At 63.8% G+C, this 24,189-nt stretch carries 22 protein-coding genes; 16 read left to right on the forward strand and 6 right to left on the reverse strand.

Features of this window, described 5'->3' with window-relative positions:
• Nucleotides 1-89: 89 nt before the first annotated feature.
• Together V5738_RS17005 and aroQ are read right to left on the reverse strand one after the other, a co-directional pair.
• Nucleotides 90-1,544, reverse strand: coding sequence for an aldehyde dehydrogenase (locus V5738_RS17005; RefSeq protein WP_423821999.1), 1,455 nt, complete (start codon nucleotides 1,542-1,544; stop codon nucleotides 90-92).
• Nucleotides 1,545-1,729: 185 nt separating this feature from the next.
• Nucleotides 1,730-2,176 (reverse strand): type II 3-dehydroquinate dehydratase, encoded by a 447-nt coding sequence (gene aroQ / locus V5738_RS17010; protein ID WP_423822000.1) that lies wholly within the window; start codon nucleotides 2,174-2,176, stop codon nucleotides 1,730-1,732.
• A gap of 138 nt (nucleotides 2,177-2,314) precedes the next feature.
• Here aroQ and shiA point away from each other — a divergent pair, with 138 nt between their 5' ends.
• The 15 genes from shiA (at nucleotide 2,315) to V5738_RS17085 (ending at nucleotide 20,262) form a co-directional block, all read left to right on the forward strand.
• Entirely contained in the window at nucleotides 2,315-3,658 is a 1,344-nt protein-coding gene (gene shiA / locus V5738_RS17015; RefSeq protein WP_423822002.1) for a shikimate transporter, read from the forward strand.
• Nucleotides 3,659-3,764: 106 nt separating this feature from the next.
• Nucleotides 3,765-4,562 carry an IclR family transcriptional regulator domain-containing protein gene (locus V5738_RS17020; RefSeq protein WP_423822003.1) on the forward strand — a complete coding sequence of 266 codons (798 nt, stop codon included), beginning with the start codon at nucleotides 3,765-3,767 and terminating at the stop codon, nucleotides 4,560-4,562.
• Between the two features lie 235 nt (nucleotides 4,563-4,797).
• Nucleotides 4,798-6,132: a class-II fumarase/aspartase family protein gene (locus V5738_RS17025; protein ID WP_423822004.1), complete on the forward strand. Its 1,335-nt coding sequence runs from the start codon at nucleotides 4,798-4,800 to the stop codon at nucleotides 6,130-6,132.
• Nucleotides 6,133-6,264: 132 nt separating this feature from the next.
• Entirely contained in the window at nucleotides 6,265-7,086 is an 822-nt protein-coding gene (locus V5738_RS17030) for a CoA transferase subunit A (protein WP_423822005.1), read from the forward strand.
• A 3-nt stretch (nucleotides 7,087-7,089) separates the two neighbouring features.
• Nucleotides 7,090-7,863 carry a CoA-transferase subunit beta gene (locus V5738_RS17035; protein ID WP_423822006.1) on the forward strand — a complete coding sequence of 258 codons (774 nt, stop codon included), beginning with the start codon at nucleotides 7,090-7,092 and terminating at the stop codon, nucleotides 7,861-7,863.
• A gap of 228 nt (nucleotides 7,864-8,091) precedes the next feature.
• Nucleotides 8,092-9,300, forward strand: coding sequence for a 3-oxoadipyl-CoA thiolase (pcaF, locus tag V5738_RS17040; protein ID WP_423822007.1), 1,209 nt, complete (start codon nucleotides 8,092-8,094; stop codon nucleotides 9,298-9,300).
• Between the two features lie 136 nt (nucleotides 9,301-9,436).
• Nucleotides 9,437-10,759 carry a short-chain fatty acid transporter gene (locus tag V5738_RS17045; protein ID WP_423822008.1) on the forward strand — a complete coding sequence of 441 codons (1,323 nt, stop codon included), beginning with the start codon at nucleotides 9,437-9,439 and terminating at the stop codon, nucleotides 10,757-10,759.
• A gap of 14 nt (nucleotides 10,760-10,773) precedes the next feature.
• The gene (locus V5738_RS17050; protein WP_423822009.1) at nucleotides 10,774-11,946 is read left to right on the forward strand and encodes an alpha/beta fold hydrolase; all 1,173 of its coding nucleotides are present in this window, start codon (nucleotides 10,774-10,776) and stop codon (nucleotides 11,944-11,946) included.
• A gap of 539 nt (nucleotides 11,947-12,485) precedes the next feature.
• Nucleotides 12,486-13,784 carry an MFS transporter gene (locus V5738_RS17055; protein ID WP_423822010.1) on the forward strand — a complete coding sequence of 433 codons (1,299 nt, stop codon included), beginning with the start codon at nucleotides 12,486-12,488 and terminating at the stop codon, nucleotides 13,782-13,784.
• 116 nt (nucleotides 13,785-13,900) lie between these two features.
• Complete coding sequence (locus V5738_RS17060; protein WP_423822011.1) at nucleotides 13,901-15,031, forward strand: NAD(P)-dependent alcohol dehydrogenase; 1,131 nt, start codon at nucleotides 13,901-13,903, stop codon at nucleotides 15,029-15,031.
• A 363-nt stretch (nucleotides 15,032-15,394) separates the two neighbouring features.
• The gene (locus V5738_RS17065) at nucleotides 15,395-16,336 is read left to right on the forward strand and encodes a LysR substrate-binding domain-containing protein (RefSeq protein WP_423822012.1); all 942 of its coding nucleotides are present in this window, start codon (nucleotides 15,395-15,397) and stop codon (nucleotides 16,334-16,336) included.
• A 115-nt stretch (nucleotides 16,337-16,451) separates the two neighbouring features.
• Nucleotides 16,452-17,186: a protocatechuate 3,4-dioxygenase subunit beta gene (pcaH, locus tag V5738_RS17070; protein ID WP_423822013.1), complete on the forward strand. Its 735-nt coding sequence runs from the start codon at nucleotides 16,452-16,454 to the stop codon at nucleotides 17,184-17,186.
• Between the two features lie 9 nt (nucleotides 17,187-17,195).
• Nucleotides 17,196-17,846, forward strand: a complete 651-nt coding sequence (gene pcaG, locus V5738_RS17075; RefSeq protein WP_423822014.1) for a protocatechuate 3,4-dioxygenase subunit alpha — start codon at nucleotides 17,196-17,198, stop codon at nucleotides 17,844-17,846.
• Between the two features lie 93 nt (nucleotides 17,847-17,939).
• Nucleotides 17,940-19,127 (forward strand): 4-hydroxybenzoate 3-monooxygenase, encoded by a 1,188-nt coding sequence (gene pobA / locus V5738_RS17080; RefSeq protein WP_423822015.1) that lies wholly within the window; start codon nucleotides 17,940-17,942, stop codon nucleotides 19,125-19,127.
• Between the two features lie 22 nt (nucleotides 19,128-19,149).
• Nucleotides 19,150-20,262, forward strand: coding sequence for a 5-methyltetrahydropteroyltriglutamate--homocysteine S-methyltransferase (locus V5738_RS17085; protein ID WP_423822016.1), 1,113 nt, complete (start codon nucleotides 19,150-19,152; stop codon nucleotides 20,260-20,262).
• Here V5738_RS17085 and V5738_RS17090 read toward each other — a convergent pair.
• Together V5738_RS17090 and V5738_RS17095 are read right to left on the reverse strand one after the other, a co-directional pair.
• On the reverse strand, nucleotides 20,259-20,861 hold the full coding sequence (locus V5738_RS17090) for an exonuclease domain-containing protein (RefSeq protein WP_423822017.1): 603 nt from the start codon (nucleotides 20,859-20,861) through the stop codon (nucleotides 20,259-20,261). The genes V5738_RS17085 and V5738_RS17090 overlap by 4 nt on opposite strands.
• Before the next feature lie 7 nt (nucleotides 20,862-20,868).
• A complete protein-coding gene (locus V5738_RS17095) occupies nucleotides 20,869-21,450 on the reverse strand; it encodes a TIGR00730 family Rossman fold protein (protein WP_423824202.1) in 582 nt (193 codons plus the stop codon).
• Nucleotides 21,451-21,597: 147 nt separating this feature from the next.
• Between V5738_RS17095 and V5738_RS17100 the strand changes: the two genes are divergently transcribed.
• Nucleotides 21,598-22,566, forward strand: a complete 969-nt coding sequence (locus tag V5738_RS17100; protein ID WP_423822018.1) for a TerC family protein — start codon at nucleotides 21,598-21,600, stop codon at nucleotides 22,564-22,566.
• 90 nt (nucleotides 22,567-22,656) lie between these two features.
• Here the strand turns inward: V5738_RS17100 and V5738_RS17105 are convergent, their stop codons facing one another.
• Both V5738_RS17105 and V5738_RS17110 read right to left on the reverse strand, forming a co-directional pair.
• On the reverse strand, nucleotides 22,657-23,157 hold the full coding sequence (locus V5738_RS17105; RefSeq protein WP_423822020.1) for a MarR family winged helix-turn-helix transcriptional regulator: 501 nt from the start codon (nucleotides 23,155-23,157) through the stop codon (nucleotides 22,657-22,659).
• Between the two features lie 24 nt (nucleotides 23,158-23,181).
• The gene (locus V5738_RS17110) at nucleotides 23,182-23,664 is read right to left on the reverse strand and encodes a DUF3237 domain-containing protein (protein WP_423822021.1); all 483 of its coding nucleotides are present in this window, start codon (nucleotides 23,662-23,664) and stop codon (nucleotides 23,182-23,184) included.
• Nucleotides 23,665-24,189: the final 525 nt, after the last annotated feature.

Genomic DNA, 24,189 nt, shown 5'->3' on the forward strand with positions numbered 1-24,189 from the left:
GCGCTTGGTCGGTCGCCCAGACCGAACCGGCGATATTCGATCACCACCGGCTCGATCCGGCCGGCTAGCGGCCATCTACGCCGATCGGCTCAGATCGGGTATTGGCGCGGCCCGCTCTGCAGCGTGACCCAACGCAGTTCGGTGAACTCGGCGATCCCGGCCTGGCCGCCGAAGCGGCCATAGCCGCTGGCTTTTACACCGCCAAACGGCATCTGGGGTTCGTCATGCACGGTCGGGCCATTGACATGGCAGATGCCAGAGCGGATGCGCTGGGCCAGCGCCATACCGCGGGCGCCGTCGCCGGAAAACACCGCGGCCGACAGGCCGTATTCGGTATCGTTGGCCACCCGCACCAGTTCGTCGTCGCCCCCGGCTACACGCACCATGGCGACCACCGGCCCGAAGGATTCTTCGCGGTAGATACGCATCTCCGGGGTGACGTGATCGAGCACGGTCGGCTGCATGATCACCGAATCGCTCTCGCCGCCGGTCAGCACTGTCGCACCTTTGGCCTTGGCATCCGCGATCAGTCCATTCAGATGCTGCCGGGCCGGCTCGCCGATCAGCGTGCCCAGCGGCGTGTCTTCATGGCGCGGATCGCCAGCCTTGAGCGTGGCCACCTTGGCGGCGAACTGCTCGGCGAAGGCATCGGCCACTGCGCTATCGACCACCAGCCGCTCGGTCGACATACAGATCTGGCCCTGGTGAAAGAAGGCCCCAAAGGCGGCGGCCGCGACTGCAGCCTCCAGATCGGCGTCATCGGCGACCACGAACGGGGCCTTGCCGCCCAGTTCTAGCAGCGCCGGCTTGAATACGCCGGCCGCGGTCTGGCCGATAATACGCCCGACCGGGCTGGAACCCGTGAAGTTGACCCGGGCGATGGCCGGGTGCTCGATCAGGGCCCGGACCACCTCGGGCGCATCGTCGGGGGCATTGGTCACAATGTTGACCACGCCATCGCCAAGCCCGGCCTCGATCAACGCTTCGCCGATCAGGTGATGCACGGCCGGACACTGCTCGGAAGCCTTGAGTACGACCGTATTGCCACAGGCCAGCGCGGTGGCGATTGCACGGGTGCCCAGAATCACCGGCGCATTCCATGGCGCGATGCCAAGAATCGGACCACAGGGCACGCGCATCGACATCGCCAGATTGCCGGGTACGTCGCTAGGGATCGTGCTGCCCTGGATCTGGGTGGTCAGCCCCGCGGCTTCGCGCAGCATGCCAGCTGCTACATGTACGTTGAAGCCGGCCCAGCCCGCAGTCGCGCCCGTTTCTTCGATCATGGCCTGGGTGAAGGCCTCAGCTCGGGCTTCCAGCGCATCCGCAGCGGCCAGCAGTTTCGTGCGCCGCTCGCCCGGGCCCGTGCTCGACCAATGGGCAAAGGCCGCCTCGGCGGCCTCGGCCGCGGCTTCGGCATCGGCCACCGTCGCCGCTGCAGCCTGGGTCACCACGTCCTGGCCAGCCGGATTGCGCCGCTCGAACGTGGCGCCTCCGGCCGCGGCCCGTGACTGTCCGCCGATCAGCAATGCCAGCTCTTTCATATCGTGCTACTCCTCGTTATTCGAATCGGTGACGATCGTAGCCAGCCCATGGCCTAGGCAACGACCATGCCGCAAAAGTTCGCATTACGGCCAATCGAGCGCAAGACGAACAAGGCGTCGCATGTATTTGGCCGGCTAAGCCAGTTTCTTTCATGGCATTGCGAGCCGCGATCCGCCGGCCGGTTTTACGGAAAGCGGGCCTCTCCCAAATGCTGAATGATGAAATCCAGTGCAGCGGCATAGCCGAACGCACCCAGCCCGGCGATTACGCCGTCGGCGCGCTTCGAAACATAGGAGTGGTGCCGGAACGCTTCGCGTTGATGCACGTTCGACAGATGCACCTCGACCACCGGGCCGCCAAAGGCATTGAGCGCATCCAGCAGCGCGACCGAGGTATGGGTCCAGGCCGCCGGGTTGATGATGATGGCATCCATCGCGCCGCGCGCGGCATGGATCCGCTCGATCGCATCGCCTTCGTGATTGGTCTGAAACGCCGTCAGCTCGGCGCCCTGCTCGGCCGCCCGGCGAGCCAGCGCATGCTCGATATCAGCCAGCGTGGTCGCACCGTAGATCTCGGGCTCGCGATCGCCCAGCAGATTCAGATTGGGGCCGTTCAACAACAGGATATTCACGAGGCGTCCAATGTCGGTATGGGCCGCTCATGATAGCCGGCTGGGCCTGGCAACGAACAAGACCGCCAGGCCCAGCGTCCGCGACAACGGTCGACGAACCAGGCACAGTCCGCCTGTTCGACCGGCTCTGGATCTTCGATGACGCTCGCCGCGCCTACCCAGGACACGCCCCGCAGCCCGCCGTCCCAGGCTCGCCGAGCCGCTGTGGCCGGTTTTCTCGGCGCCGTGGTCGACTGGTACGACTTTCTGCTCTACGGCATCGTCGCGGCGCTGATCTTCAACCACCAGTTCTTTCCGACCGCAGACCCGGCAGTCGGTACGCTGGCAGCTTTTGCTACCTTTGGCGTGGGCTTTGTCTTCCGGCCGCTCGGCGGCGTGGTATTCGGCCACTTCGGCGATCGCCTTGGCCGCAAGCGCATGCTGTTGCTGACCGTATTGTTGATGGGCACGGCCACGGCCCTGATCGGTGTGCTGCCGACCTATTCGCAGATCGGGCTGGCCGCACCGGCGCTGCTGGTCTTGCTACGCGCGGTACAAGGCTTCGCGGTGGGCGGCGAATGGGGCGGCGCTGCGCTGATGGCAGTTGAAAGTGCCCCCGCCGGTCGACGGGCGTTCTACAGCAGCGGCGTACAGGTCGGCTACGGCGTCGGCCTGTTGTTGGCGACCGGCCTAGTATCGGCGCTCGGCCACCTACTGTCCGAAGCGGCCTTTGCCAGTTGGGGCTGGCGGCTGCCGTTTTTGTTCACTCTGGTGCTGGTCGCTGCAGCGTATGGGGTACGGCGGCGCCTGGCGGAATCCCCAGCGTTCGTCGCCGAAGTCGACCAGAGGCCGGATGAGCCCGCCGGTCTGCCGGTGCTCAAGGCCCTCAAGCATCACCCGGCGGCATTTGTCCGGATCATCGCCCTGCGTCTGGCCGAACTACTGACGATGTATCTGGTCACCACCTTCGCACTGAATTACTCGGTCGATCATCTCGAGCTCGACCGGGCTCTGTTTCTGGATATCGGCATGGCGGTCGGCGCCATCAGCTGCATCACGATTCCGCTGTTCGCCCTGGCCGCAGACTATATCGGCCGGCGCCGGGTCTATTGCCTCGGTGCCGCACTCGGCATCGTGTGTGCGTTTCCGTTTTTCTTTGCCCTGGAAGCCCGCGCGATCGGCTGGATCGTGCTGTTCGCCATCCTGCTCGCCAATATCACCCACGATATGGTGGTCGCCGTTCAGCAACCCATGTTCGCCGAGCTGTTCGGCATCGACTATCGATACAGCGGCGCCGGAGTCGGCTATCAGGTGGCCAGCGTCATCGGGGGCGGGTTTACGCCGTTCATCGCCGCGGCGCTGGTCGAGTTCAGCGGCGGCTCCTGGGTGCCGGTAGCGACATATATGATGGCTGGTTGCCTGTTGTCGTTCGTGGTCGCGCTTTGGCCGACTACAGGCCGGCGACATGCCATGACCCAGGCCGCATCGACCATCGCCGATTGATCTCGCAAGGCCCTACCCGAGCGGCATGCATGTTCGCATTGCGTACAAAATCGAACGACTGATAGATTCGCCAGAGTAACTCTTATTATTCCGAGGTTCGGCCCGAGTGTCAGAAGACGCCAAAGAGATCGACAGCGCGCCGCTGGATCCCAATCATCGCGATTTCGTCAGCGCACTGGCGACCGGGTTGGATATCATCCGGGCCTTCGACCGGGAACACCCGCGCATGACGCTGAGCGAGGTCGCAAGCCGCAACGGCATCAACCGCGCCAAGGCGCGACGTTTTCTGCTCACGCTGCACGGTCTGGGCTATGTGCGGAAACAGGATCGCTATTTCGAGCTGACGCCGCGGGCGCTTGATCTCGGCTATGCCTTTCTCTCGGCCAATGGCTATCAACGGGTCGTGCGCCAGCATCTCGAACACATCACCGAAGTCACCGGTGAATCCTCGTCGATGGGCGTGCTGGACGGCAGCGACGTAATTTATGTTGCGCGCTCGGCTGCCCCGCATCGGCTGATGACGGTCGCCTTGAACATCGGCTCGCGCCTGCCGGCGGTCGCGACCTCGATGGGCCGTATGCTGCTGGCGTTCACGCCCGAGCGGCTCGACGAGATCCTGGCCCAACAGGCATTGGTCGCTTACACCCCGAATACGATCACCAACCCAGCCCAGTTGCGCGCCTGTATCGACGCGGTACGCGAACAAGGCTACTGCATCGTCGATCAAGAGCTAGAATCGGGGCTGCGCTCGCTGGCTGTGCCGGTACGCAATCAATACGGGCATCTGCTCGGCGCCCTGAACGTCAGCACCAATGCCGCCCGGGTAGCGCACGAAACCTTGGAACAAGAGTTTTTGCCGCTGCTGCAACAGACCAGCCAGCAGATCGAGCGCACCATCGACTGAGCTGACGGTCGTGGTTGACGGTTTGCCGAGATCCCGTCTCGCCGCCTATCGTGCCCTACAGGCTCGCCCGCCCACTGCTTGCCCGACGGCACATGGGCGGGCGGATGACATACCGTCGCCCAGGCCCAAACGCCTGTAATCGCTGCCACCTGCGGTCGGTTTGGCATGATAAGACGAACGCCAAACGCTGCGCCGGTAGTGGTTGCAAGCGATGCCCGGCAGCATTGGAATCAGCATGTACGATCGGTTTTTGCGCCACCCCTTCATGAGCCCGACCGGGGTCGCGGCCTGCGATGCGCAGGCTTTCGTTTCGGCGATGTGTGCCTTCGAGATTGCGCTCGCCCGCACCGAAGAAACCGCCGGCGCCCTGCCGGCCGGCACCGCAGAGCGTATCGCCCAGCATATTCCGGCTGAGGCTTTCGACCTGTCGGCCCTGGCCGAAACTGCAGCCGACGGCGGCAATGTCGCCATCCCCTTCGTCAAGCAGGCCAAGGCCTTGCTGCCCGAGTCGCTCAGAGCCTATTTTCACAAAGGCGCGACCAGCCAGGACGTGATCGATTCGGCGCTCATGCTGCTCATCAAACCGCGGCTGGCCCGCTGCCTGGAGCATATCGGCGCGACCATCGCAGGCGGCCGCGCGCTGATGTCTTGCCATCGCAAGACTCCCATGATCGGGCGTACGCTTACCCAGCAGGCCTTGCCGATCACTTTCGGGGCCAAAGTTGGCCAATGGCTCACGGGTCTGGCGGCGGCCGAGCGGCGGCTACGCCGGGTGCATGACGAAGATCTGTTCGTTCAGTTCGGCGGCCCAGTCGGCACCCACCACGGCCTCGACGACGCACTCGATGTGATGGACAGCCTCGCCGACGCACTCGATCTGAACCGGCCATGGCTGCCCTGGCATACCGATCGTCAGCCGATATTGGCGATCATCGATGCCGTGGGTTCGGTCGCAGTGGCCGCCGAGAAGATCGCTACCGATGTCGCCTTCATGGCCCAGACCGAGGTCGGCGAAGCCCGCGAACCCGCAGCCACCGGCGCCGGCGGTTCGTCTTCGATGCCGCACAAGGCCAACCCGGTCGGTAGCGCACGTATTCGGGCGGCCGCCCGCCAGATCCATGCTGCGGTGGGCACCATCCACAGTGCTGGCGCCCAGGCCCACGAACGCGCTTTCGGCGAATGGCATGCCGAGTGGGCACCACTGGTCGATGCCGTGCTGCTGCTCGAAGGCGCCCTCGAGACCCTGGCGCCGCTGGTCGGCGAACTACAGATCGATCCCGAAGCCATGCGCGCTAATCTGGCCCTGGCCCACGGTGCTAACCTCGCCCCGCCGACGATCGCCTTGCTCCAGAAATCTATGCCGACCGAGCAGGCCAAGGCGCTGGCCGCCCAGGCCGCCGACAACGCCCGCCGCGATCGCTGCGACTATGCCGAGGCCCTGTTGGCCCTGCCCGAGGTCGCCAAGGCATTCGATGCCGAACGGGTACGCACAGCCGTCGACCCCAGTGCCTATGTCGGCACCAGCGCGGCCCAGACCACGCGCGTAGAAGCACGGCTTGGCGAGGATTGATCCCTTCACGACCACACGGCTATAACCGCCCTAGACCAAAGGGGTAATTGACGAGCACAGCGGTTCGGCCTAGTTTATTCGCATAGCAAACCTTGGTTCGCATTGCGAATACAGCAGCCGGAGCATAACTGCATGGCCGAATTCCTGTCCCTGCCGGAGGCCGTAGGTCGCTATGTGGCCGATGGGGCCACCGTGGCCCTGGAAGGCTTCACGCATCTGATTCCATTTGCGGCGGGCCACGAGATCATCCGCCAGAACAAACGCGATCTGACCCTGATCCGGATGACGCCTGATCTGATCTACGACCAGATGATCGGCGCTGGATGCGCGAAGAAATTGATCTTTTCCTGGGGCGGTAATCCCGGTGTCGGCTCCCTGCACCGCCTGCGCGATGCCGTGGAAAAAGGCTGGCCCCACCCGGTCGAGATTCTCGAGCACAGTCATGCGGCGATGGCCAATGCGTTCGAAGCCGGTGCGGCCGGGCTGCCGCTGGCGGTGCTGCGCGGCTATATCGGCTCGGACCTGCCCAAGGTCAACGACCAGATCAAGTTCATCGAATGCCCGTTCAGCGGCGAAAAACTAGCGGCGGTGCCGTCGATCCGCCCGGATGTATCGGTCGTGCATGCCCAGAAAGCCGACCGGCACGGCAACGTACTGGTCGAAGGCATCGTCGGCGTCCAGAAAGAGGCGGTACTGGCCGCACAGCACTCGATCGTCACGGTCGAGGAGATCGTCGACGAACTGGATTGTGGGCCGAACGCCTGTGTGATTCCGGGCTGGGTGATCACGGCCGTGGCCGAGGCGCCGGGCGGCGCCAAACCCTCCTATACCCATGGCTACTACCCGCGGTCCAACAAGTTCTATAAGGACTGGGATCCGATCGCTCGCGATCGCGAGGCGTTTTCCGCCTGGCTCAATGCGCATGTGTACAACACGACCGGCAAGGAAGCTTAAACGATGAGCGAGCGCTATACCGCTGCCGAAATGATGACGGTTACTGCCTCGCGGGCATTGACCAACGGCCAAAGCTGCTTCGTAGGCATCGGCCTGCCCAGCGAGGCCGCCAATCTGGCGCGCCTGACCCATGCCCCGGACGTGGTGCTGATCTATGAATCCGGCACGCTGGAGACCAAGCCGGAGGTGCTGCCGCTATCGATCGGCGACGGCGAGCTGTGCGAGACCGCGCTGACCACCGTCTCGGTGCCCGAGATGTTTCGCTACTGGGTCCAGGGCGGCAAGATCGACGTCGGTTTTCTGGGCGCGGCCCAGATCGACAAGTACGCCAACCTCAACACGACGCTGATCGGCGACTACACCGATCCCAAGGTGCGGCTGCCCGGCGGCGGCGGCGCCCCGGAAATGGCCACCGCCACCGGCGAGATCTTTATCACCCTCAAGCAGTCCAAGCGAACGTTCGTCGACGCGGTCGACTTCGTGACCACGGTCGGCTTCGGGCGTGACGGCACCGCCCGCGACGGCGTGCCCAATATCGGCCAAGGGCCGACCCGGGTGATTACCGACCTGTGTGTGATGCAGCCCGACCCAGCCACCAAAGAGCTTACAGTCACCTCCCTGCATCCGGGCGTGACCCGCGAGGACGTGATCGAAGCCACCGGTTGGGAGATCGCCTTTGCCGACGATCTGAAAACAACTGCCGAACCAGGCGATGAAGAACTCGGCGTGCTGCGCGCGTTAAAAGAACGCACGGATAAGCATCACAGCGAAGCGTGATCTTTCCAGAACATGCTGGGTCCGCAGATTGAGGCAGATTCACGCAGATGATGATCGCCTGAACGGCCTTGGTGTTGGGTAACGACCGGACCGGGGTCTCATCCACGGGCTGGTGAGCCCTGAACCAGCTCGAAACAAGACCAACACTCAAGCTCGTCTTCCTGTATCGGCGTGGATCTGTGTGCATCTGCGGACAACAGCGAACGAATCGCTTACTCGGAGTCCCCCATGGCCAACGAAGTTTTCCTCTGCCATCCACGCCGCACGGCGGTCGGCCGCTTCGGCGGCAGCCTCGCATCAGTTCGGCCCGACGATCTGCTCGCCTATGTATTCAAGGCCGTGCTGGCCGAGGCGCCGAATCTCGACCCAGCCGCGATCGACGACGTGATCGCCGGCTGTGCCAACCAGGCCGGCGAGGACAATCGCAACGTCGCTCGTATGTCGAGCCTGCTGGCCGGTCTACCGGAGACCGTGCCGGGTTCGACCATCAATCGGCTGTGCGGCTCGAGCATGGACGCGATTGGCACCGCCGCTCGAGCGATCCGGGCGGGTGAAACCCGCCTGATGCTGGCTGGCGGGGTCGAATCGATGTCGCGGGCGCCGTATGTCGTGTCCAAGGCGCCGAGCGCGTTCTCGCGCGGCCAAACCATGGAAGACACGACCATCGGCTGGCGTTTCATCAATCCCGTGCTCAAAACCCAGTACGGCGTGGACTCTATGCCGGAAACCGGCGAAAACGTCGCCGAGCAGTTCGGTGTGTCCCGCGAGGATCAGGACGCCTTTGCCTATCGCTCCCAGCAGAAGGCCGAGTCGGCCCGGCTGGCTGGCCGACTGGCCGAGCAGATCACGCCGGTCGAAATTCCGCGCCGCAAACAAGCGCCGCTGGTTTTCGATACCGACGAACATCCACGCCCAGAGACCTCGCTGGAGAAAATGGCGAGCCTGCCGACGCCGTTTCGCGAGGGCGGCACGGTCACCGCCGGCAATGCCTCCGGGGTCAACGACGGCGCTGGAGCGCTGCTGGTGGCCGGCGAGCAGGCGATCCAGGATTTCGATCTCAAACCTATGGCCCGGATTCTCGGCATGGCCACCGCCGGGGTCGAACCGCGGATCATGGGCATGGGCCCGCTGTATGCAAGCAACAAGCTATTAGACCGGCTGGGCCTGTCGATCGACGCTATGGACGTGATCGAGCTCAACGAGGCTTTTGCCAGCCAGTCGCTGGCGGTGACCCGCGGCTGGGGCCTGGCCGACGACGACGACCGCGTGAACCCGAATGGCGGCGCGATCGCGCTCGGCCATCCACTGGGCATGTCGGGGGTACGCATCACCCAGTTCGCGCTGCACGAAATGGTCCGCCGCGATGCCCGCTATGGGCTGGCGACTATGTGCATTGGCGTCGGCCAGGGCATCGCCACCGTACTGGAGCGCGTCTAGAAGGCCGCGACCACTATCGCTCGATCAACAACCTCGGGCCGGCCGCTGCCGTGCCCGAGTTCTAGGTGCGAACTCTAGGGCTCGCTAATAAGCGAATCCAAAGGCCGGTTCGCGAATATACAAGAGGAGATTCAACATGCAGGCGATAACGAACGCATCGGTCCGTATTGTCAGTCGCTGGTTGCCGGATGCGTTCGTGCTGGCGGTCATTCTGACGCTGGTCGTCTTCGCGCTCGGCATGGGCGTGACCCAGCAGACCCCGCTGGCAATGGCCAACTACTGGGGCGAAGGTTTTTCGGCCCTGTTCAAGTTCGGCATGCAAATGACGCTGGTGCTGCTGACCGGCTATGTACTTGCCCTCACGCCCGCCCTGCAGGCTGCGCTAAACGGGCTCACACGCCTGCCGAGCACGCCGCGACAGGCGCTGGTGCTGACCGTGATCGTCAGCTTTGCCTGCTATTACATCAACTGGGGCTTCGGCATGGTGGTCGGCGCCATCCTGGCCCGCGAAATGGGCCGGCGCGTGACCGGCCTGCATTTCCCGCTGCTGGTCGCGGCCGCCTATGGCGGCGAACTGGTCCGCGGGCCGTCGTCGTCGATTCCTCTGGTCGTGGCCACGCCGGATAATTTCCTATCCGATCTGATCGGCGTAGTGCCGGTCAGCGATACCCTGTATTCCTGGTGGAATATCGTTCTGACGCTGGCCCTGGTCGCGCTGCTGGCGCTGCTGTATCTGGGCATGCGCCCGCCGTCCCGCGAGATTGTCGAATTCCGGCCGGACGGCAACGATGCCAACATCCAGGCTGAAGGTAAGGACAAGGCCAGCACGCCGGCCGAATGGCTGGAGCGCAGCCGCTGGCCTACGCTGCTGCTGGGCTTGATCGCCCTAGCCTATCTGCTCGGCTCGATCGCTAGCCAGGGTTTCAATATCAACCTCAACACGGTGATCCTGATCTTTCTGACCGCCGGGCTACTGCTGCATTCCAGTCCGGCGGCCTATCTATCGGCCACCGAGCAGGCGGTCGGCGCGGCCCGCGGCATTATCGTGCAGTTCCCGCTATATGCCGGTATCGCCGGAATGATGACCCATTCCGGACTGGTGGATGCATTCTCGGCAGCCTTCGTCTCGATCGCTACGCCGCATACCTTCCCGCTGCTGACCTTCCTGTCGGCCGGGTTCGTGAATTTCTTCATTCCTTCCGGCGGCGGCCAGTGGGCGATCCAGGGCCCGATCATGGTCAAGGCAGCGCATGCCATCGGCGCCGACCCGGCCCAGACCATCATGGCCTTCGCCTGGGGCGACGGCTGGACCAACCAGATCCAGCCGTTCTGGGCCTTGCCGCTACTGGGCGTGGCCGGTCTGTCGGCCCGTGACATCATGGGCTATTGCCTGATCTGGCTGGGTGTATCGGGCACCGCGATCGCGGGCACCTTCATCGCCCTGTCGATCTTCGCCTGAGCATCGGAGGCACTATGCCGTTCGTCGATATCGCCCACCGCGCCGTCGCCTATCGCGACATCGGTCCGAAAACGGCGCCGGCCGTGTTACTGGCGCATCCGCTGGGCATGTCCCAGGCGGTCTGGGACGAGACTATCGCAGCCCTAGCCGATCGCTATCGCCTGATCACATGGGATCTGCCCGGGCATGGAGCCAGCGCGGCCGCGGATGGGCCGCTTTCGGCCACCGATCTGGCCGACGAAGCCGTAGCGCTGCTGGAGGCCCTGGCGATCGACCGGGCCCATTTCGTGGGCACCTCGATCGGCGGGGTCGTAGGCCAGGCCCTGCTCGTTCATCATCCAAAGCGCATCGATCGGGTCGCACTCACCAATACCGGCGCTGTGATCGGCCAGCCGAGCCTATGGCAGCAACGCGCTGCCCGGGTGCGCAGCGAAGGACTGGCCGCCATGGCACCGGAGCTGGTCGAGCGCTGGTTCGGCCCGGCGTTCAAACACGACCAGGGGGCGGCGGTCGCCGGCTGGCAGACCCAGCTCGCGCGCAGCGACGACGAATCCTATGCCCAGCTCTGTGAATTACTGGCCGAGGCCGATTTCACGGCTCGCCTGACCGGCGTCGAGCGACAGGTGCATTTGCTGACCGGGGCCGAGGACGGCGCCACCCCCCCGGCAACGCTCGAAACCCTGGCCGGCGAACTCCCCAACAGCGAACAGACGGTGCTGGCTGCGGTCGGCCATGTGCCGTCGGTCGAAGCGCCGGGCCCGTTCGCAGACTGGCTGGCCACTCGCTTTGGCGAACGCAGCACCCAACCCCCGGTGGGCTACGAGCAGGGCTTGGCGATCCGCAAATCGGTGCTCGGTGCCGAGCATGTCGAGCGGGCTTCGCATAACGCCACCACCCTGGATGCCCCCTTTCAGGACATGATCACCCGTCTGGCCTGGGGTGAACTCTGGGGCAACACCGACCTGAGCCGGGCCGAGCGCAGCATGATCACCCTAGCCGTACTGGCCGCGCTCGGCCGCGACGGCGAACTCGAGCTGCACCTAGAAACCGCCAAGACCATCGGCCTATCCGAGGCCCAGCTACGTCAGGCGCTAATGCATGTGGCGATCTATGCCGGCGTGCCGGCAGCCAACCATGCCTTCAAACTGGCCAAGCAGCATGGCTGGGGCCGGCCGCGATCGGCCTGATCGGCCCGGCTACCATCCGGCGCAGCAACGCCCTCGCAGGGCCGTACAAACGCCGCGTTGCTGTTCGCCGAGCGCCTCTGGCATGGCGCAGGGCGCTGCCTCGTTGTGTGTCACGATCCAGACGCACAACGCTGTCGGCTCCCCGTGATCCCTTGGGATCGACAGGCTCGCCGAACACATAGACGCGCAACGGTTAACGCCTTGCCAGCCATCCAGCGTGTTCGAACACTGCCGTTGAGCGATCGCGCCATTCGCCCAGCGTCGCTTGGCCACCAGCGGCTTGTAAGCCTGCGCTGACCGCGCCTGCCTCGACAGACCCTGGGCAAGGCAAGCTCAGGGCTAGCGCCCGTGGCGCGGCGCCGAGGCTGGTCGGGCCGGCGCGATGCCCGCCTCAGACTACGGCGATGTCGCTTCGACATGCGACTTAATTCGCATAGCAAACCTAAATTCGCATTGCGTATTTTGTTTGCCTGACGAACGCATGACCACGAAAACGAACTATGGCGCGCTCACCAACCGATATAGTGGATCAAGCCCCGATGAGCCCGATTCAGATCGTGGCTGTCGCATTGACGGTCTGTCTGAACGGACTGGATGGCTTTGACGTACTCGCGGTGAGCTTCGCCGCCCCCGGCGTCGCGGCCGAATTCGGCATCGACCGTAGCGCGCTCGGCTTCGTGCTGGCTGCCGAGTTGATCGGCATGGGGGTCGGCTCGGTGGTTCTGGGCGGCCTGTCCGATCGCATCGGCCGGCGCAAGACGATCATCGGCTGCCTGATCACGATGAGCTTGGGCATGTTCCTGGCCAGCACCGCCTATTCGGTGGCGACACTCGCGCTATGGCGGGTGTTCACCGGTATCGGCATCGGCGGCATGCTGGCCGCGATCACAGCGGCCGCGGCCGAGCACAGCAACAAGACCAATCGCAGCCTGTGTGTCGCGCTGAGTGCGATCGGCTATCCGCTCGGCGCGGTGGCCGGCGGCAGTGTCGCCGCCTGGCTGCTGTCGATGTACGACTGGCGGATCGTATTCAGCTTTGGCGGCATTCTCACTGCCGTTTTTCTGCCGTTGGTCTGGTTCGGCCTGCCGGAGACCATCGCCCATCTATGTCAACGCCAGCCCAGCAACGCATTGGGCCACGTCAATCGGGTTCTGGGCCGCATGGGGCATGCTGCCGTCGAGACCCTGCCGGCGCCGCGCCGGTCCGAGTTCAAGGCCTCGACAGCCGAATTGTTCGCACCGGCGCTGCTGCGCCGGACGCTTCTGGTCACCGCCGCCTATTTCCTGCATATCTCGACGTTCTATTTCATCCTCAAATGGGTGCCAAAGATCGTAGTCGATATGGGCTATGTTGCCTCCTCGGCGGCCGGCGTTCTGGTCTGGGCCAACGTGGGCGGCGCCCTCGGCGGGATTCTGCTCGGCGCGATCACCCGGCGTCTGCCGACTCACGTGGTCACGATCGTGGCCTTGCTCGGCGGCTTCGTGATGGTTTCGGTGTTCGGCGCCGGCCAGACTACCCTGCTGCAGCTGTCGCTGATTGCCGCGATCGCCGGCTTTTTCACCAACGCCGGCGTAGTCGGGCTGTATGCAATCTTTGCCGAAGTCTTCCCGACCCAGGTCCGCGGCGCCGGCACCGGCTTTGCCATCGGCGTCGGCCGCGCTGGCGCGGCGCTGTCGCCGATCATCGCCGGCTTTCTGTTCGACGGTGGCTTTGGACTTCAAGGCGTAGCGATCTTCATGGCCTCCGGCGCGCTGCTGGCCGCAGTCTGCCTGTTCCTGCTGCGCCCGCGGGATTTGAGCGGCGCCGCCAGCGAGGCCACCGTCGCCAACCAGACCTGAGGCCCGAGCGCGCACCCGGTCGCCTCGCTGCGGCCGGGCCGCGGCACGCCATCGGCCGCGGCCAAAGCCGCAGCGCAGGTGTTTTGTGAACCCATCGTCCTCTTAAGGAGCCGGCCATGCCCGAAGCCTCGTTGTCTCGCCAGATCCGGGCCGCGATCACCCCTTGCCAGGGCGCGCCTTTCGAAATGCGCACCCTGCATCTACGCGCGCCCCGGGCCGATGAAGTGCGCGTACGGGTCGTGGCCACCGGGCTGTGCCATACCGACCTGATCGTACGTGACCAGCTCTATCCCGTGCCGCTGCCTGCCGTACTCGGCCATGAAGGCGCCGGCGTGGTCGAAGCGGTCGGACCGAGCGTGACCACCGTGGCCCCCGGCGACCATGTGGTGATGTCCTATGGCTACTGCGGCCGCTGCCGACACTGCTACGAAGGCGCACCCAGCTATTGTGGTGAATTTTTCGAGCGTAACTTCGGCGGTTCGGGCCCGGACGGCGGACATGCCTTAAGCGACGAACACGGCCGGCCGGTCCACGATCATTTTTTTAGTCAATCGTCGTTCGCGACCTATGCGCTTTGTCGACAGAGCAACGCGATCCGGGTGCCCAAGGCGGCCCCGCTGGCCCTGCTCGGTCCGTTAGGCTGCGGCATTCAGACCGGGGCCGGTGCGATAATGAACGCCCTGGCTGTATCGCCGATGAGCCGGGTGGCGATCTTCGGCGCCGGCGCCGTCGGTCAGTCCGCGATCATGGCAGCCCGGGTGATGGGCGCGGCCGAGATCATCGCCGTGGACCGCCGCGAGTCACGGCTGACCTTGGCCCGTGAACTCGGCGCGACCCAAGCCATCGATGCCACCTACGCCGATCCGGTCGAGGCGATCTGCCAGCTCACCGGCAGCGGCGTCGACTATGCCCTGGAATCCACGGGCAATACCACGGTCTTGCGACAGGCTATCGAAAGCCTGGACAAACGCGGCGTTATCGGCGTCGTCGGCGCACCGCCGCTCGGCGAACAGAGCGCATTCGACGTCAACGATCTGCTGGTCGGCGGCAAGCAGATCCGCGGGATCGTCGAAGGCGACAGCGTGGCCAAAACCTTCATTCCAGCGCTGGTCGATCTGCATTTGAGAGGGCGCTTTCCCTTCGACCAACTCGTGCGCTACTACGATTTCGAAGACATCAACCAGGCAGCTGCAGACAGCGAGAACGGCCGGACGCTCAAGCCGATTCTCACCCTCGACGCGCCCTAAAAACCAGAGCCAAGGCACCCGTGTGGCCGGCCCAGCCACCGCTGCGACCGACCACGGGCACCGAACCCCAAACATACGACCAGACCAGGGCACGGCTTGCTGCCACGCAGATCTGCCCGCGCCCCGATCCCTGCCCACTGCCGGATGAACGCGCACGTCGGCACCTTCGATACCGGGCACCAGACACGGCCTGCCGGCCATCCTGGCCACCATAGGCCGGGCCAATCGCTACGCTGCCGTCCTGGGCCGACGATCGCGCCGTCGTGATTGTTAAGTATGCTGTATCACGACCAGCCAGCCCAGCTGCTTGCCCCCAGGGCCCGGCATTCCCGCTCATCCATTTCGCCCGTCTAGCGCGTCGCCATGATTCACTCGCCGATCAAACTCCGTCATCTGGCCGCCTTTGCCGAAGTCGCCCGCCACGGCCAGTTCGCCTCCGCGGCCGAGGCCTTGTCGATCACCCAGCCGGGCATGTCCAAAACGATTCGCGAACTAGAAACCAACCTGGGGGTCGTGTTGTTCGAGCGCGGCCCGCGCGGGGTGACGCTGACCCTGGCCGGGCGCACTCTGCTACGCCATGCCGCACCGGCCCTGCGCTCGATCGACGAAGGGATTGCCGCCGTGCGCAGCAACGATCCGGAGACCGTGATCCGCCTTGGGGCACTGTCCAACGTCGAAGGCGGCCTGTTGCCGGAAACCCTGGCCGAGCTGCATCGCGAGCAGCCCGACCTGCGCGTCGAAGTGGATACAGGCACGAGTGCCGCCCTGCTCACCCGGCTGCGGCTTGGTGAGCTCGATCTGGTGATCGGCCGCATGAGCGAGGCCCAGGAAATCCGAGATCTGAGTTTCGAGCATTTATACTACGAGCCGATGATCGTGGTGGTGCGGGCCGGCCACCCGGCCCTTGCCGACAGCGAAGGGCCGAGTCTCGATATGCTGACCCATTACCCATGGGTGATCCCGCCCCGTGGCACTACTTTGCGCGAACAGCTCGAGCGCTACTGGGTCGAACAATCGATCGAACCGCGGCACGCGATCGAGACCTTGTCGCTGCCGCTATCGCGGGCTTATGTATTGCGCAGCGAGGCCGTGTGGGTGACCCCGGCAGACACCGCCAGAGCGGCTGTGGCCTCTCATCAAATGGTCGTAGTCGCGTCGCCGGTGGAGATCCGCGGTGGCTCGGTGGGATTCGCCATCAATCGCAGCCAGCCGATGTCGCGCGCCGCCCGCCAGTTCTGCGATTGCCTGCGATCGACGGCTGCCGAATACCCGGGTGTGGATTGGGCCAATCGTCTGTCGATATAACCGCATAGATATACCGGAATACGCACTTTTCAATTGGCGGGCTGATGCCGCCACGGCAAGTTCAGACCTCTACAACCGACGGCTTCAAGCCGCCTTGGAGGAGGTCAACGAACCGATGGCAACCAACGAGCACACCGCATTCGTGATGCGCGACCGAAACTGGCATCCGCCCGCCTATGCGCCCGGCTACAAGACCTCGGTGGCTCGCTCGCCGCGCCAGGCACTGATGGCGATCCAGACGCCAAGCGCCTCAGAGATTTCCGGTCCGGATTTTCACGGCCTGGCGCTCGGGCCCTACGACAATGACCTGCTCAATAATTATCGGGAAGGCCAGGGCCGCGCCGGTCTGCCGGTTGGCGAGCGTATCCAAGTCTATGGCCGGGTGATCGATCAGTTCGGCAAGCCAGTGCCCCACACCCTGGTAGAGATGTGGCAGGCCAATGCCGGCGGGCGCTATCGGCACAAGAAAGACACCTACGCTGCGCCGCTGGACCCGAACTTCGGCGGTGTCGGCCGCACGGTCACCGACGCGGACGGCTGGTATCGCTTTCGGACCATCAAGCCCGGGCCCTACCCCTGGCCGAACGATCCCAACTCCTGGCGCCCGGCGCATATCCATGTCTCGGTGATGGGGCCGTCGATTTCGACTCGGCTGATCACCCAGCTGTATTTCGAGAACGATCCGTTGATTCCGCACTGCCCGATCGTGAACACCATCAACGATGCCGATGCGATCGAGACTCTGACCTCGCGGCTGGACCTGGCTCGCTCGCGCTCCTTCGACTGCCTAGTATATCGCTTCGACATCGTCACCCGCGGCGCCCTGCAGACTTTTTTCGAGAACTTCTAGGAGCCCGCCATGCAGCAGTACAACCATCGCCAGCCGCTGGATCCGAACAGTGTTTTCTTGCCCGAAACACCGTCGCAGACGGCCGGGCCCTATGTGCATATCGGCCTGGCGCTCAACGTGGCCGGCCTGCCGGAACGCGAGCACGAAATCGCCAACGTCATGGCCGGGGCCGACGCCGAGGGCCAGCGTATCCACCTGCACGGGCTCGTGCTCGATGGCAACGACCTGCCGGTCGAGGACGTGCTGATCGAGACCTGGCAGGCCGATGCCCAGGGCCGCTATGTCACCGAGTTTTCCTTCGACAACGCCTTCAACAGTTTCGGCCGTGCCGCACCGGGGATGGGCGTAGACCGAGCCGGCGGCTGGTCGTTCGCCACCGTCAAACCCGGCCGGGTCGGCCATCCCGACGGCTCCGAGATGGCGCCGCATATCAATCTCATGGTGTTCGCTCGCGGCATCAATATCCATCTGCACACCCGTGTGTATTTCGAAGACGAAGCCGAGGCCAACCAGGCTTGCCCGTTTCTCAATCGGGTGCCTGCCGAGCGCCGCCCAACCCTGATCGCGACCCGGAGCGAAGACAGCCAAGCCGGCGAACCGGTCTATGAATTCGTCATCCGGCTACAAGGCCAAGACGAAACCGTGTTCTTCGATTTCTAGACGGTTCGCCACACCGCCGTCTCGCGCCCAAGCCTGTCGTTCCGGCAGGCCGCGGCCATACGCCGAATCCAAACCCGATTTCACGGAGAAGCGATGAAAACCCAGGTCGCCATCATTGGCGCCGGCCCGGCCGGTCTGCTGCTCGGACAATTGCTCACGGTTGCCGGTATCGACAACATCATTCTTGAGCGCCGTTCGGCCGATTACGTGCTGAGCCGCATTCGTGCCGGCGTGCTCGAGCAGGGCACGGTCGATCTACTGCGCGAGGCCGGCGTGGATACCAACCTCGATGCCCACGGGCTGGTCCACGACGGCTTCGATATCGCCTTTGCCGGAGAGCGTGTACGCATCGACCTGGCCGGCCTGACCGGCGGCAAGCACGTCACGGTCTATGGCCAGACCGAGGTCACTCGCGATCTGATGAACGCACGCCAATCGCTCGGGGCCAGCACCTATTACCAAGCCGAGGACGTACAGCCACAGGCGATCGATACCGACAGCCCGTATGTCACCTTCATCCACGAAGGCGAACAATACCGTCTGGACTGTGCCTATATCGCCGGCTGCGACGGCTTTCACGGTGTCTCGCGCAGCTGTATCCCCGAAGACCGGCTCAAGACCTTCGAGCGCGAGTATCCGCTCGGCTGGCTCGGCGTGTTGTCGGATACGCCGCCGGTCGCCGAAGAGCTGATCTATGCCACCCACGAGCGCGGCTTTGCCATGTGCAGCATGCGCTCGCCGAGTCGCAGCCGCTATTACATCCAGGTGCCCGACACCGAATCGCCCGACAACTGGAGCGACGAGGCATTCTGGGCCGAGCTCAAGCGCCGCCTGCCCGAGCCGGTTGCCGATACGCTGGTGACTGGCGCGTCGATCGAAAAATCAGTCGCGCCGCTGCGCAGTTTCGTGGCCGAACCCATGCAACACGGGCGCCTGATCCTGCTCGGCGATGCTGCCCATATCGTGCCGCCCACCGGGGCCAAGGGTCTGAATCTGGCCGTATCGGATGTCAACACTGCCTATCGGCTGTTCCAGGCAATCTATAACGATGGTCGCGCCGACTTGCTGGAGCGCTATTCGGCAACCTGCCTGTCCCGGGTCTGGAAGACCGAGCGGTTTTCCTGGTGGATGACCGCTAATCTGCATAAGTTCTCGGCAACCGAGGACTTCGACACCCGGATGCAACAGGCCGAGCTCGGCTATTACCTGGGCTCGAAAGCCGGGCGTGCCACGATCGCTGAAAACTACGTCGGACTGCCGTTCGCCGAACTGGAACAATAGTCCCTTACGACAGGAGCCATCTATGCGTCATAGCAACCCGCCCTTTCGGGCTGAACACGTCGGCAGTCTGCTGCGGCCACAGGCCGTGCTCGAGGCACGCCAGCGCTATGCCAGCGGCGAGATCGATGCCGACGCCCTGCGCGAAGTCGAGGATCGCGCGATCGCCGACGCAGTACGCAAGCAGGAATCGGTCGGACTACAGGATGTGACCGACGGCGAGTTCCGGCGCGCCTATTTCCATCTGGATTTCCTCAAACAGCTGGACGGCGTATCGGTGACCGGCGGGATCGCCGCGAACAAGAGCGCGGCCGCCTCGGAAGACGGGTTCACCCCGCCGCAGTTGTCGGTGACCGGCAAGCTGGCCCATGCCCGGCCGATCCAGGTCGCCGACTACCAGTTCCTGGCGGCCCAGACCGAGGCCACACCAAAGGTCTCGATCCCCTCGCCGACCATGGTGCATTTCCGGGGCGGGCGCGCCGCGATCGATATCGAGGCCTATCCAGAGCTGGATGCTTTTTTCGACGATCTGGCGGCCTGCTATCGCGACGAGATCGATGCGCTGTATCGCGCCGGCTGTCGCTATATCCAGCTCGACGATACCAATCTGGCCTATCTGTGCGATCCCGACATGCGCGCCGCAGCCGAGGGCCGTGGCGAAGATCCGGACACTCTGCCCAAGCAATATGCCCAACTGATCAATGCGGCGCTGTCCGGCCGGCCGGACGATCTGACGGTCGGCATCCATCTATGCCGGGGCAACTATCGCAGCACCTGGTTCGCCCAAGGCGGCTACGAGCCGGTCGCCGAGGTGCTGTTCAACGAACTGGCCGTGGACACCTATTTTCTGGAATACGACGACGAGCGCTCGGGCGACTTTGCCCCGCTACGGCATGTGCCGGCGAACAAGAACGTCGTACTCGGGCTGGTTTCGTCCAAGACCGCCGAACTGGAATCAACCGACGCCCTGGCACGGCGGATCGGCGAGGCCGCGGCCTATGTCGATCTCGATCAGCTGTGCCTGTCGCCGCAGTGCGGTTTTTCGAGCACCGTCGAAGGCAATGCGCTGACCGAGGACGATCAATGGGCCAAGCTCCAGCGTGTGGTGGACACTGCTCGCCAGGTCTGGGGGGATTAGCCGGTAAACGCCCGCACCGGGCGGTGTGCGGCGGTCAGCCAGTCGGTGGCCGACAGACCGGTGGCCGCGCTCGCCGCGGCCACCACCCAGCCGGCCGCGCGGGCATCCTCGCCGGCATCGTGGTGTGCAAACTCGAGCTCGAGAACGGTTTTCAGGTTGGCCAGACCGTGCCCGCCGCGCTGTTTGAGCTGCGGGAAAGCCCGTCGTGCCACCCGCACCGAGTCCAGCCAGCGGGCCTGGATCGGCGCCAGATTATGGGCTAGGCAGGCACGGGTCATCGCGGTCACATCGAACGACGTATGCGAGACCACGATCTGATCGGTCAATAGGGCGGCCACATCGGGATAGACCCCAGCCCAGTCCGGCGCATGGCTGACGTCGCCCGGGCGAATGCCGTGGATCGCGGTATTGGCCGCCGAGAAATAGGTCTGGGGATGCACCAGCCACGACCAGTTGTCGATCAGCTGGCCGCCGGTGAAACGGGCAAAGCCGATCTGGCAGATGCTACCCGACTCGGCATTGGCGGTTTCGACATCGACCGCGATAAAGGCCGTGGGGTCGGCAGCCAAACTGGCCGGGGCCGCGATCGGGCGCGCCATTGGCGGCTCAGGCCTGAATGGCCAACTTGGCCATCATCTGCTCGACCAGCGCTGCCGGCTGCTCGGACACGGCGATACGCGCGACATGCGCGTCGGGCACGAAGCCCTGGTCGCGCATATGATTCATGCAAGCGATCAACGGCTGATAGAAACCATCGACATCGAGCAGACCGGCAGGCCGATCGTGCCAGCCGATCTGGTGCCAGGTCAGCACCTCGAACAATTCCTCGAGCGTACCGAAACCACCAGGCATGGCGATGAAGCCGTCAGAGGCATTGATCATGGCGAGCTTGCGCTGGTGCATGGTCTCGACCACGCTCAGCTCGGTCAGCCCCTGGTGGGCGACCTCGCGTTCGGCCAGCCCGCGGGGAATCACGCCATAGACCGGAGCACCGGCGGCCAGCGCGGCATCTGCCACCGCCCCCATGAGCCCGACTTGGGCGCCGCCGTAGACCAACCCCAGGCGGGCCTGGGCCAGCGCTTCACCGAGCGCGCTCGCAGCCGCGCGATAGGCCGGGTTCAGGCCGTCGCGCGAGCCACAATAGACACAGATCCAAGCGTCGACGTTATGGGAATTATTCTGTCGCATCCCACTCAGGATAACCGCGTTGCCGGCCGGCGAGAATCCCTCGCAGCACAGGCGGCGATCGTCTTGACTGAAATTGAACATCGGCTCACGTAAGCTCGTGATGCGCATCTATGTTGCGTGTTTCATTCAGGTCTACAGAGTTCGCCTATGGACGTACCCGTCTGGGTGTGGGCTGCCACGATCGCTGGCATCGTCGGCCTGCTCTTCTTTGATTTTTTTGCCCATGTACGCACCCCGCACGAGCCTTCGCTCCGGGAAGCCGGGGGCTGGTCGGTCTTCTATGTGGTGATCGCACTGATCTTCGGCGCCGGGCTGTGGTGGGTCTGGGGCGCCGCCCACGGCGTTGAATATTTGGCCGGCTATGTCACCGAGAAAAGTCTGTCGGTCGACAATCTATTCGTGTTCGTGATCATCATGGCGGCCTTCGACGTGCCCAAGGCCTATCAGCAGAAGGTCTTGCTGGTAGGGGTGGTGATCGCCCTGATCCTGCGCGCGATCTTTATTGCCGCGGGCGCCGCGGCGATCGAGCACTTCTCTTGGGTATTCTATATTTTCGGCGTATTTCTGCTGTATACCGCCTATACCCTGGCGACCTCGTCGCACGAACAGGACGAAACCTACGAGCCGAACATCGCCGTGCGTTTGGCCGAAAAATACCTTCCGGCCACCGATGAATATAACGGTGCCAAGCTGACGATCGTGCGGAACGGGCGCCGCATGATCACGCCGATGCTGATCGTGATGATCGCGATCGGTGCGACCGATATCTTGTTCGCACTGGATTCGATACCCGCGATCTACGGGCTCACCAAGCAGCCCTATATCGTGTTCACGGCCAATGCTTTTGCCCTGCTCGGCCTGATCCAGCTGTATTTCCTGCTGGGCGGACTGCTCAATCGGCTGGTCTATCTAAGCCTAGGCCTGGCGGTCATTCTTGGCTTCATCGGGATCAAGCTGATTCTGGAGGCCCTGCATAACAATGAACTGCCGTTCGTTAACGGTGGCCAGCACATCACGGCGATCCCCGAGATCCCGATCTGGCTGTCGCTGTCGATCATCGTTGGCGTGCTCGTTATCACCACGGTGGCCAGCCTGATCAGCTCGGCCCGGCGTTAACCTAGACGGCGGCTCGCGCCTGGATCACGGACCGGGCACCGAGCCGCCGCCGAACTCGAAGCGGCTGGCCGTCTGGCCAGCCGGTACTCACTACGAGGAACCGGAGGCTTCGATCTCGTCACTGCCCCAGAGCCGATCGAGCGCCTCGACCAGCTCACCGCGATGACTTTCGGTCTCGTCGGCGACATGATTGTTTTCCATCCGACGTACCGCCGCCGAAGCCCGGCGTTCCAGCTCCCGCCCGGCGTCGGTCAGCTGCCAGAATGAAGAACGGCCGTCAGTCGGATCCTGACGCCGCGTCACCAGCTTGCGCTTTTCCAGCGCGCTCATCACGCCGACCATGTTAGAAGGCGCCACGCCCAGGGCCGCACTGATCTGCTTGTGCTTCACGCTATCGTTGGCCGATAGCAACACCAGCACCGAAAACTCGGTCTGACGCAGCCCGAACGGTTCTCCAACTTCGCGAGCAAAAGTCTGCTGCATGATCAGATCGGCACGTTTGAGCTGATAGCCGACAAATCCTCGCAATGCACTGTCATCCAGCGTATCGATAGTCGATGTCGTGGCGGGCGTTTGATTGGTTGAAGTCATGATTTGAGCCATATTCAGTGCCCCTCAAGCACATCGAAAGTTACCGAGCGCGAACAGGTCGATGACGACTTGTTTGGCATGCCGCTCGGCGCTGGCCACGAATACTGTTCGTGATAACCATTCATACGAGCCGGCAGCCGCGTTTAGACGCGCGCTAGTCTGAAAGTAGTACCCCGTCGAAGACATTGACCCATTGGCCGGTGAGAGGTTCACGGCCTCAGAATCAAAATGTCGGAATCCGCGGTCCTCGATTTCGACCGGGGTGCCATCGATTAATTCGATCGCATACTGCGCATGCAGCTCTACGACACCGTCGCTGCGAACGGTCTGCCAGTCGCCACCCCCCGCGAGAATACGACCGTTTAGATAAGGCCCCTCCACTGTACCCCCGGTAATCGGCATGAATCGCCGCTGGCCTTGCGCCCGCAAGCCCAAATCCATGGCCTTGCCAATATCTACTCGAAGCCGGCACGTAAACGTCAAAATCGGAGGTACGGCTTCGGGCATCGAATTTTCGAGGCGTATGTTCTACTTGTATAGCCTACCGAGTTGCTACCGGTCTGCATATATTTATATGGTCCTACAAATATATGCATTTTTAAACACTATTCAAAAAACCAGTGTCGGCATTGCTGAAGGCACGGCCGTGCAACGTTATGGTCGATTAAAACCGGCGCCGATAAAGGGCTTGGCGCGTACGCCAGCCGATCGCCTATCGACAGCGAATACCGGCCGACAATCCCGGTCGAATTCCTCTGTACAAGCCAAGCGTATACCGTCATTTCGAATATTTTGGGTTGACCTGCGCACCGATGCCGACGATAGCGGCTAGCGGTAGCCCGATACGCGGCGGTTTCGAGGCCGAATCGAGTGCGGCTTATCGACCCATAACCGATGCGGCCTGGCCTCGGTACAGACAAGCACGGGCGATTCACGCCGACCGGTGCCCCGGGCGAATATACCAGGTTCACGCCGCTGCCAAGCATGGTTTCAAGCCCTACCCAACCTTAGGTCGGCCCTGCCCGACGGCCC

It is taken from the genome of Salinisphaera sp. SPP-AMP-43 (genome assembly GCF_049568105.1).
Taxonomy (GTDB): Bacteria; Pseudomonadota; Gammaproteobacteria; order Nevskiales; family Salinisphaeraceae; genus Salinisphaera.

Coding starts and splice junctions, on each gene's coding strand:
- V5738_RS17100 (WP_423822018.1), top strand. CDS start 21,598: ATGGACGTACCCGTCTGGGTGTGGGCTGCCACGATCGCTGGCATCGTC.
- pcaG (WP_423822014.1), top strand. CDS start 17,196: ATGCAGCAGTACAACCATCGCCAGCCGCTGGATCCGAACAGTGTTTTC.
- V5738_RS17025 (WP_423822004.1), top strand. CDS start 4,798: ATGTACGATCGGTTTTTGCGCCACCCCTTCATGAGCCCGACCGGGGTC.
- V5738_RS17095 (WP_423824202.1), bottom strand. CDS start 21,450: ATGCGACAGAATAATTCCCATAACGTCGACGCTTGGATCTGTGTCTAT.
- V5738_RS17030 (WP_423822005.1), top strand. CDS start 6,265: ATGGCCGAATTCCTGTCCCTGCCGGAGGCCGTAGGTCGCTATGTGGCC.
- V5738_RS17090 (WP_423822017.1), bottom strand. CDS start 20,861: ATGGCGCGCCCGATCGCGGCCCCGGCCAGTTTGGCTGCCGACCCCACG.
- V5738_RS17005 (WP_423821999.1), bottom strand. CDS start 1,544: ATGAAAGAGCTGGCATTGCTGATCGGCGGACAGTCACGGGCCGCGGCC.
- pobA (WP_423822015.1), top strand. CDS start 17,940: ATGAAAACCCAGGTCGCCATCATTGGCGCCGGCCCGGCCGGTCTGCTG.
- shiA (WP_423822002.1), top strand. CDS start 2,315: ATGACGCTCGCCGCGCCTACCCAGGACACGCCCCGCAGCCCGCCGTCC.
- pcaH (WP_423822013.1), top strand. CDS start 16,452: ATGGCAACCAACGAGCACACCGCATTCGTGATGCGCGACCGAAACTGG.
- V5738_RS17065 (WP_423822012.1), top strand. CDS start 15,395: ATGATTCACTCGCCGATCAAACTCCGTCATCTGGCCGCCTTTGCCGAA.
- V5738_RS17105 (WP_423822020.1), bottom strand. CDS start 23,157: ATGACTTCAACCAATCAAACGCCCGCCACGACATCGACTATCGATACG.
- V5738_RS17045 (WP_423822008.1), top strand. CDS start 9,437: ATGCAGGCGATAACGAACGCATCGGTCCGTATTGTCAGTCGCTGGTTG.
- V5738_RS17035 (WP_423822006.1), top strand. CDS start 7,090: ATGAGCGAGCGCTATACCGCTGCCGAAATGATGACGGTTACTGCCTCG.
- pcaF (WP_423822007.1), top strand. CDS start 8,092: ATGGCCAACGAAGTTTTCCTCTGCCATCCACGCCGCACGGCGGTCGGC.
- V5738_RS17055 (WP_423822010.1), top strand. CDS start 12,486: ATGAGCCCGATTCAGATCGTGGCTGTCGCATTGACGGTCTGTCTGAAC.
- V5738_RS17110 (WP_423822021.1), bottom strand. CDS start 23,664: ATGCCCGAAGCCGTACCTCCGATTTTGACGTTTACGTGCCGGCTTCGA.
- V5738_RS17085 (WP_423822016.1), top strand. CDS start 19,150: ATGCGTCATAGCAACCCGCCCTTTCGGGCTGAACACGTCGGCAGTCTG.
- V5738_RS17060 (WP_423822011.1), top strand. CDS start 13,901: ATGCCCGAAGCCTCGTTGTCTCGCCAGATCCGGGCCGCGATCACCCCT.
- V5738_RS17050 (WP_423822009.1), top strand. CDS start 10,774: ATGCCGTTCGTCGATATCGCCCACCGCGCCGTCGCCTATCGCGACATC.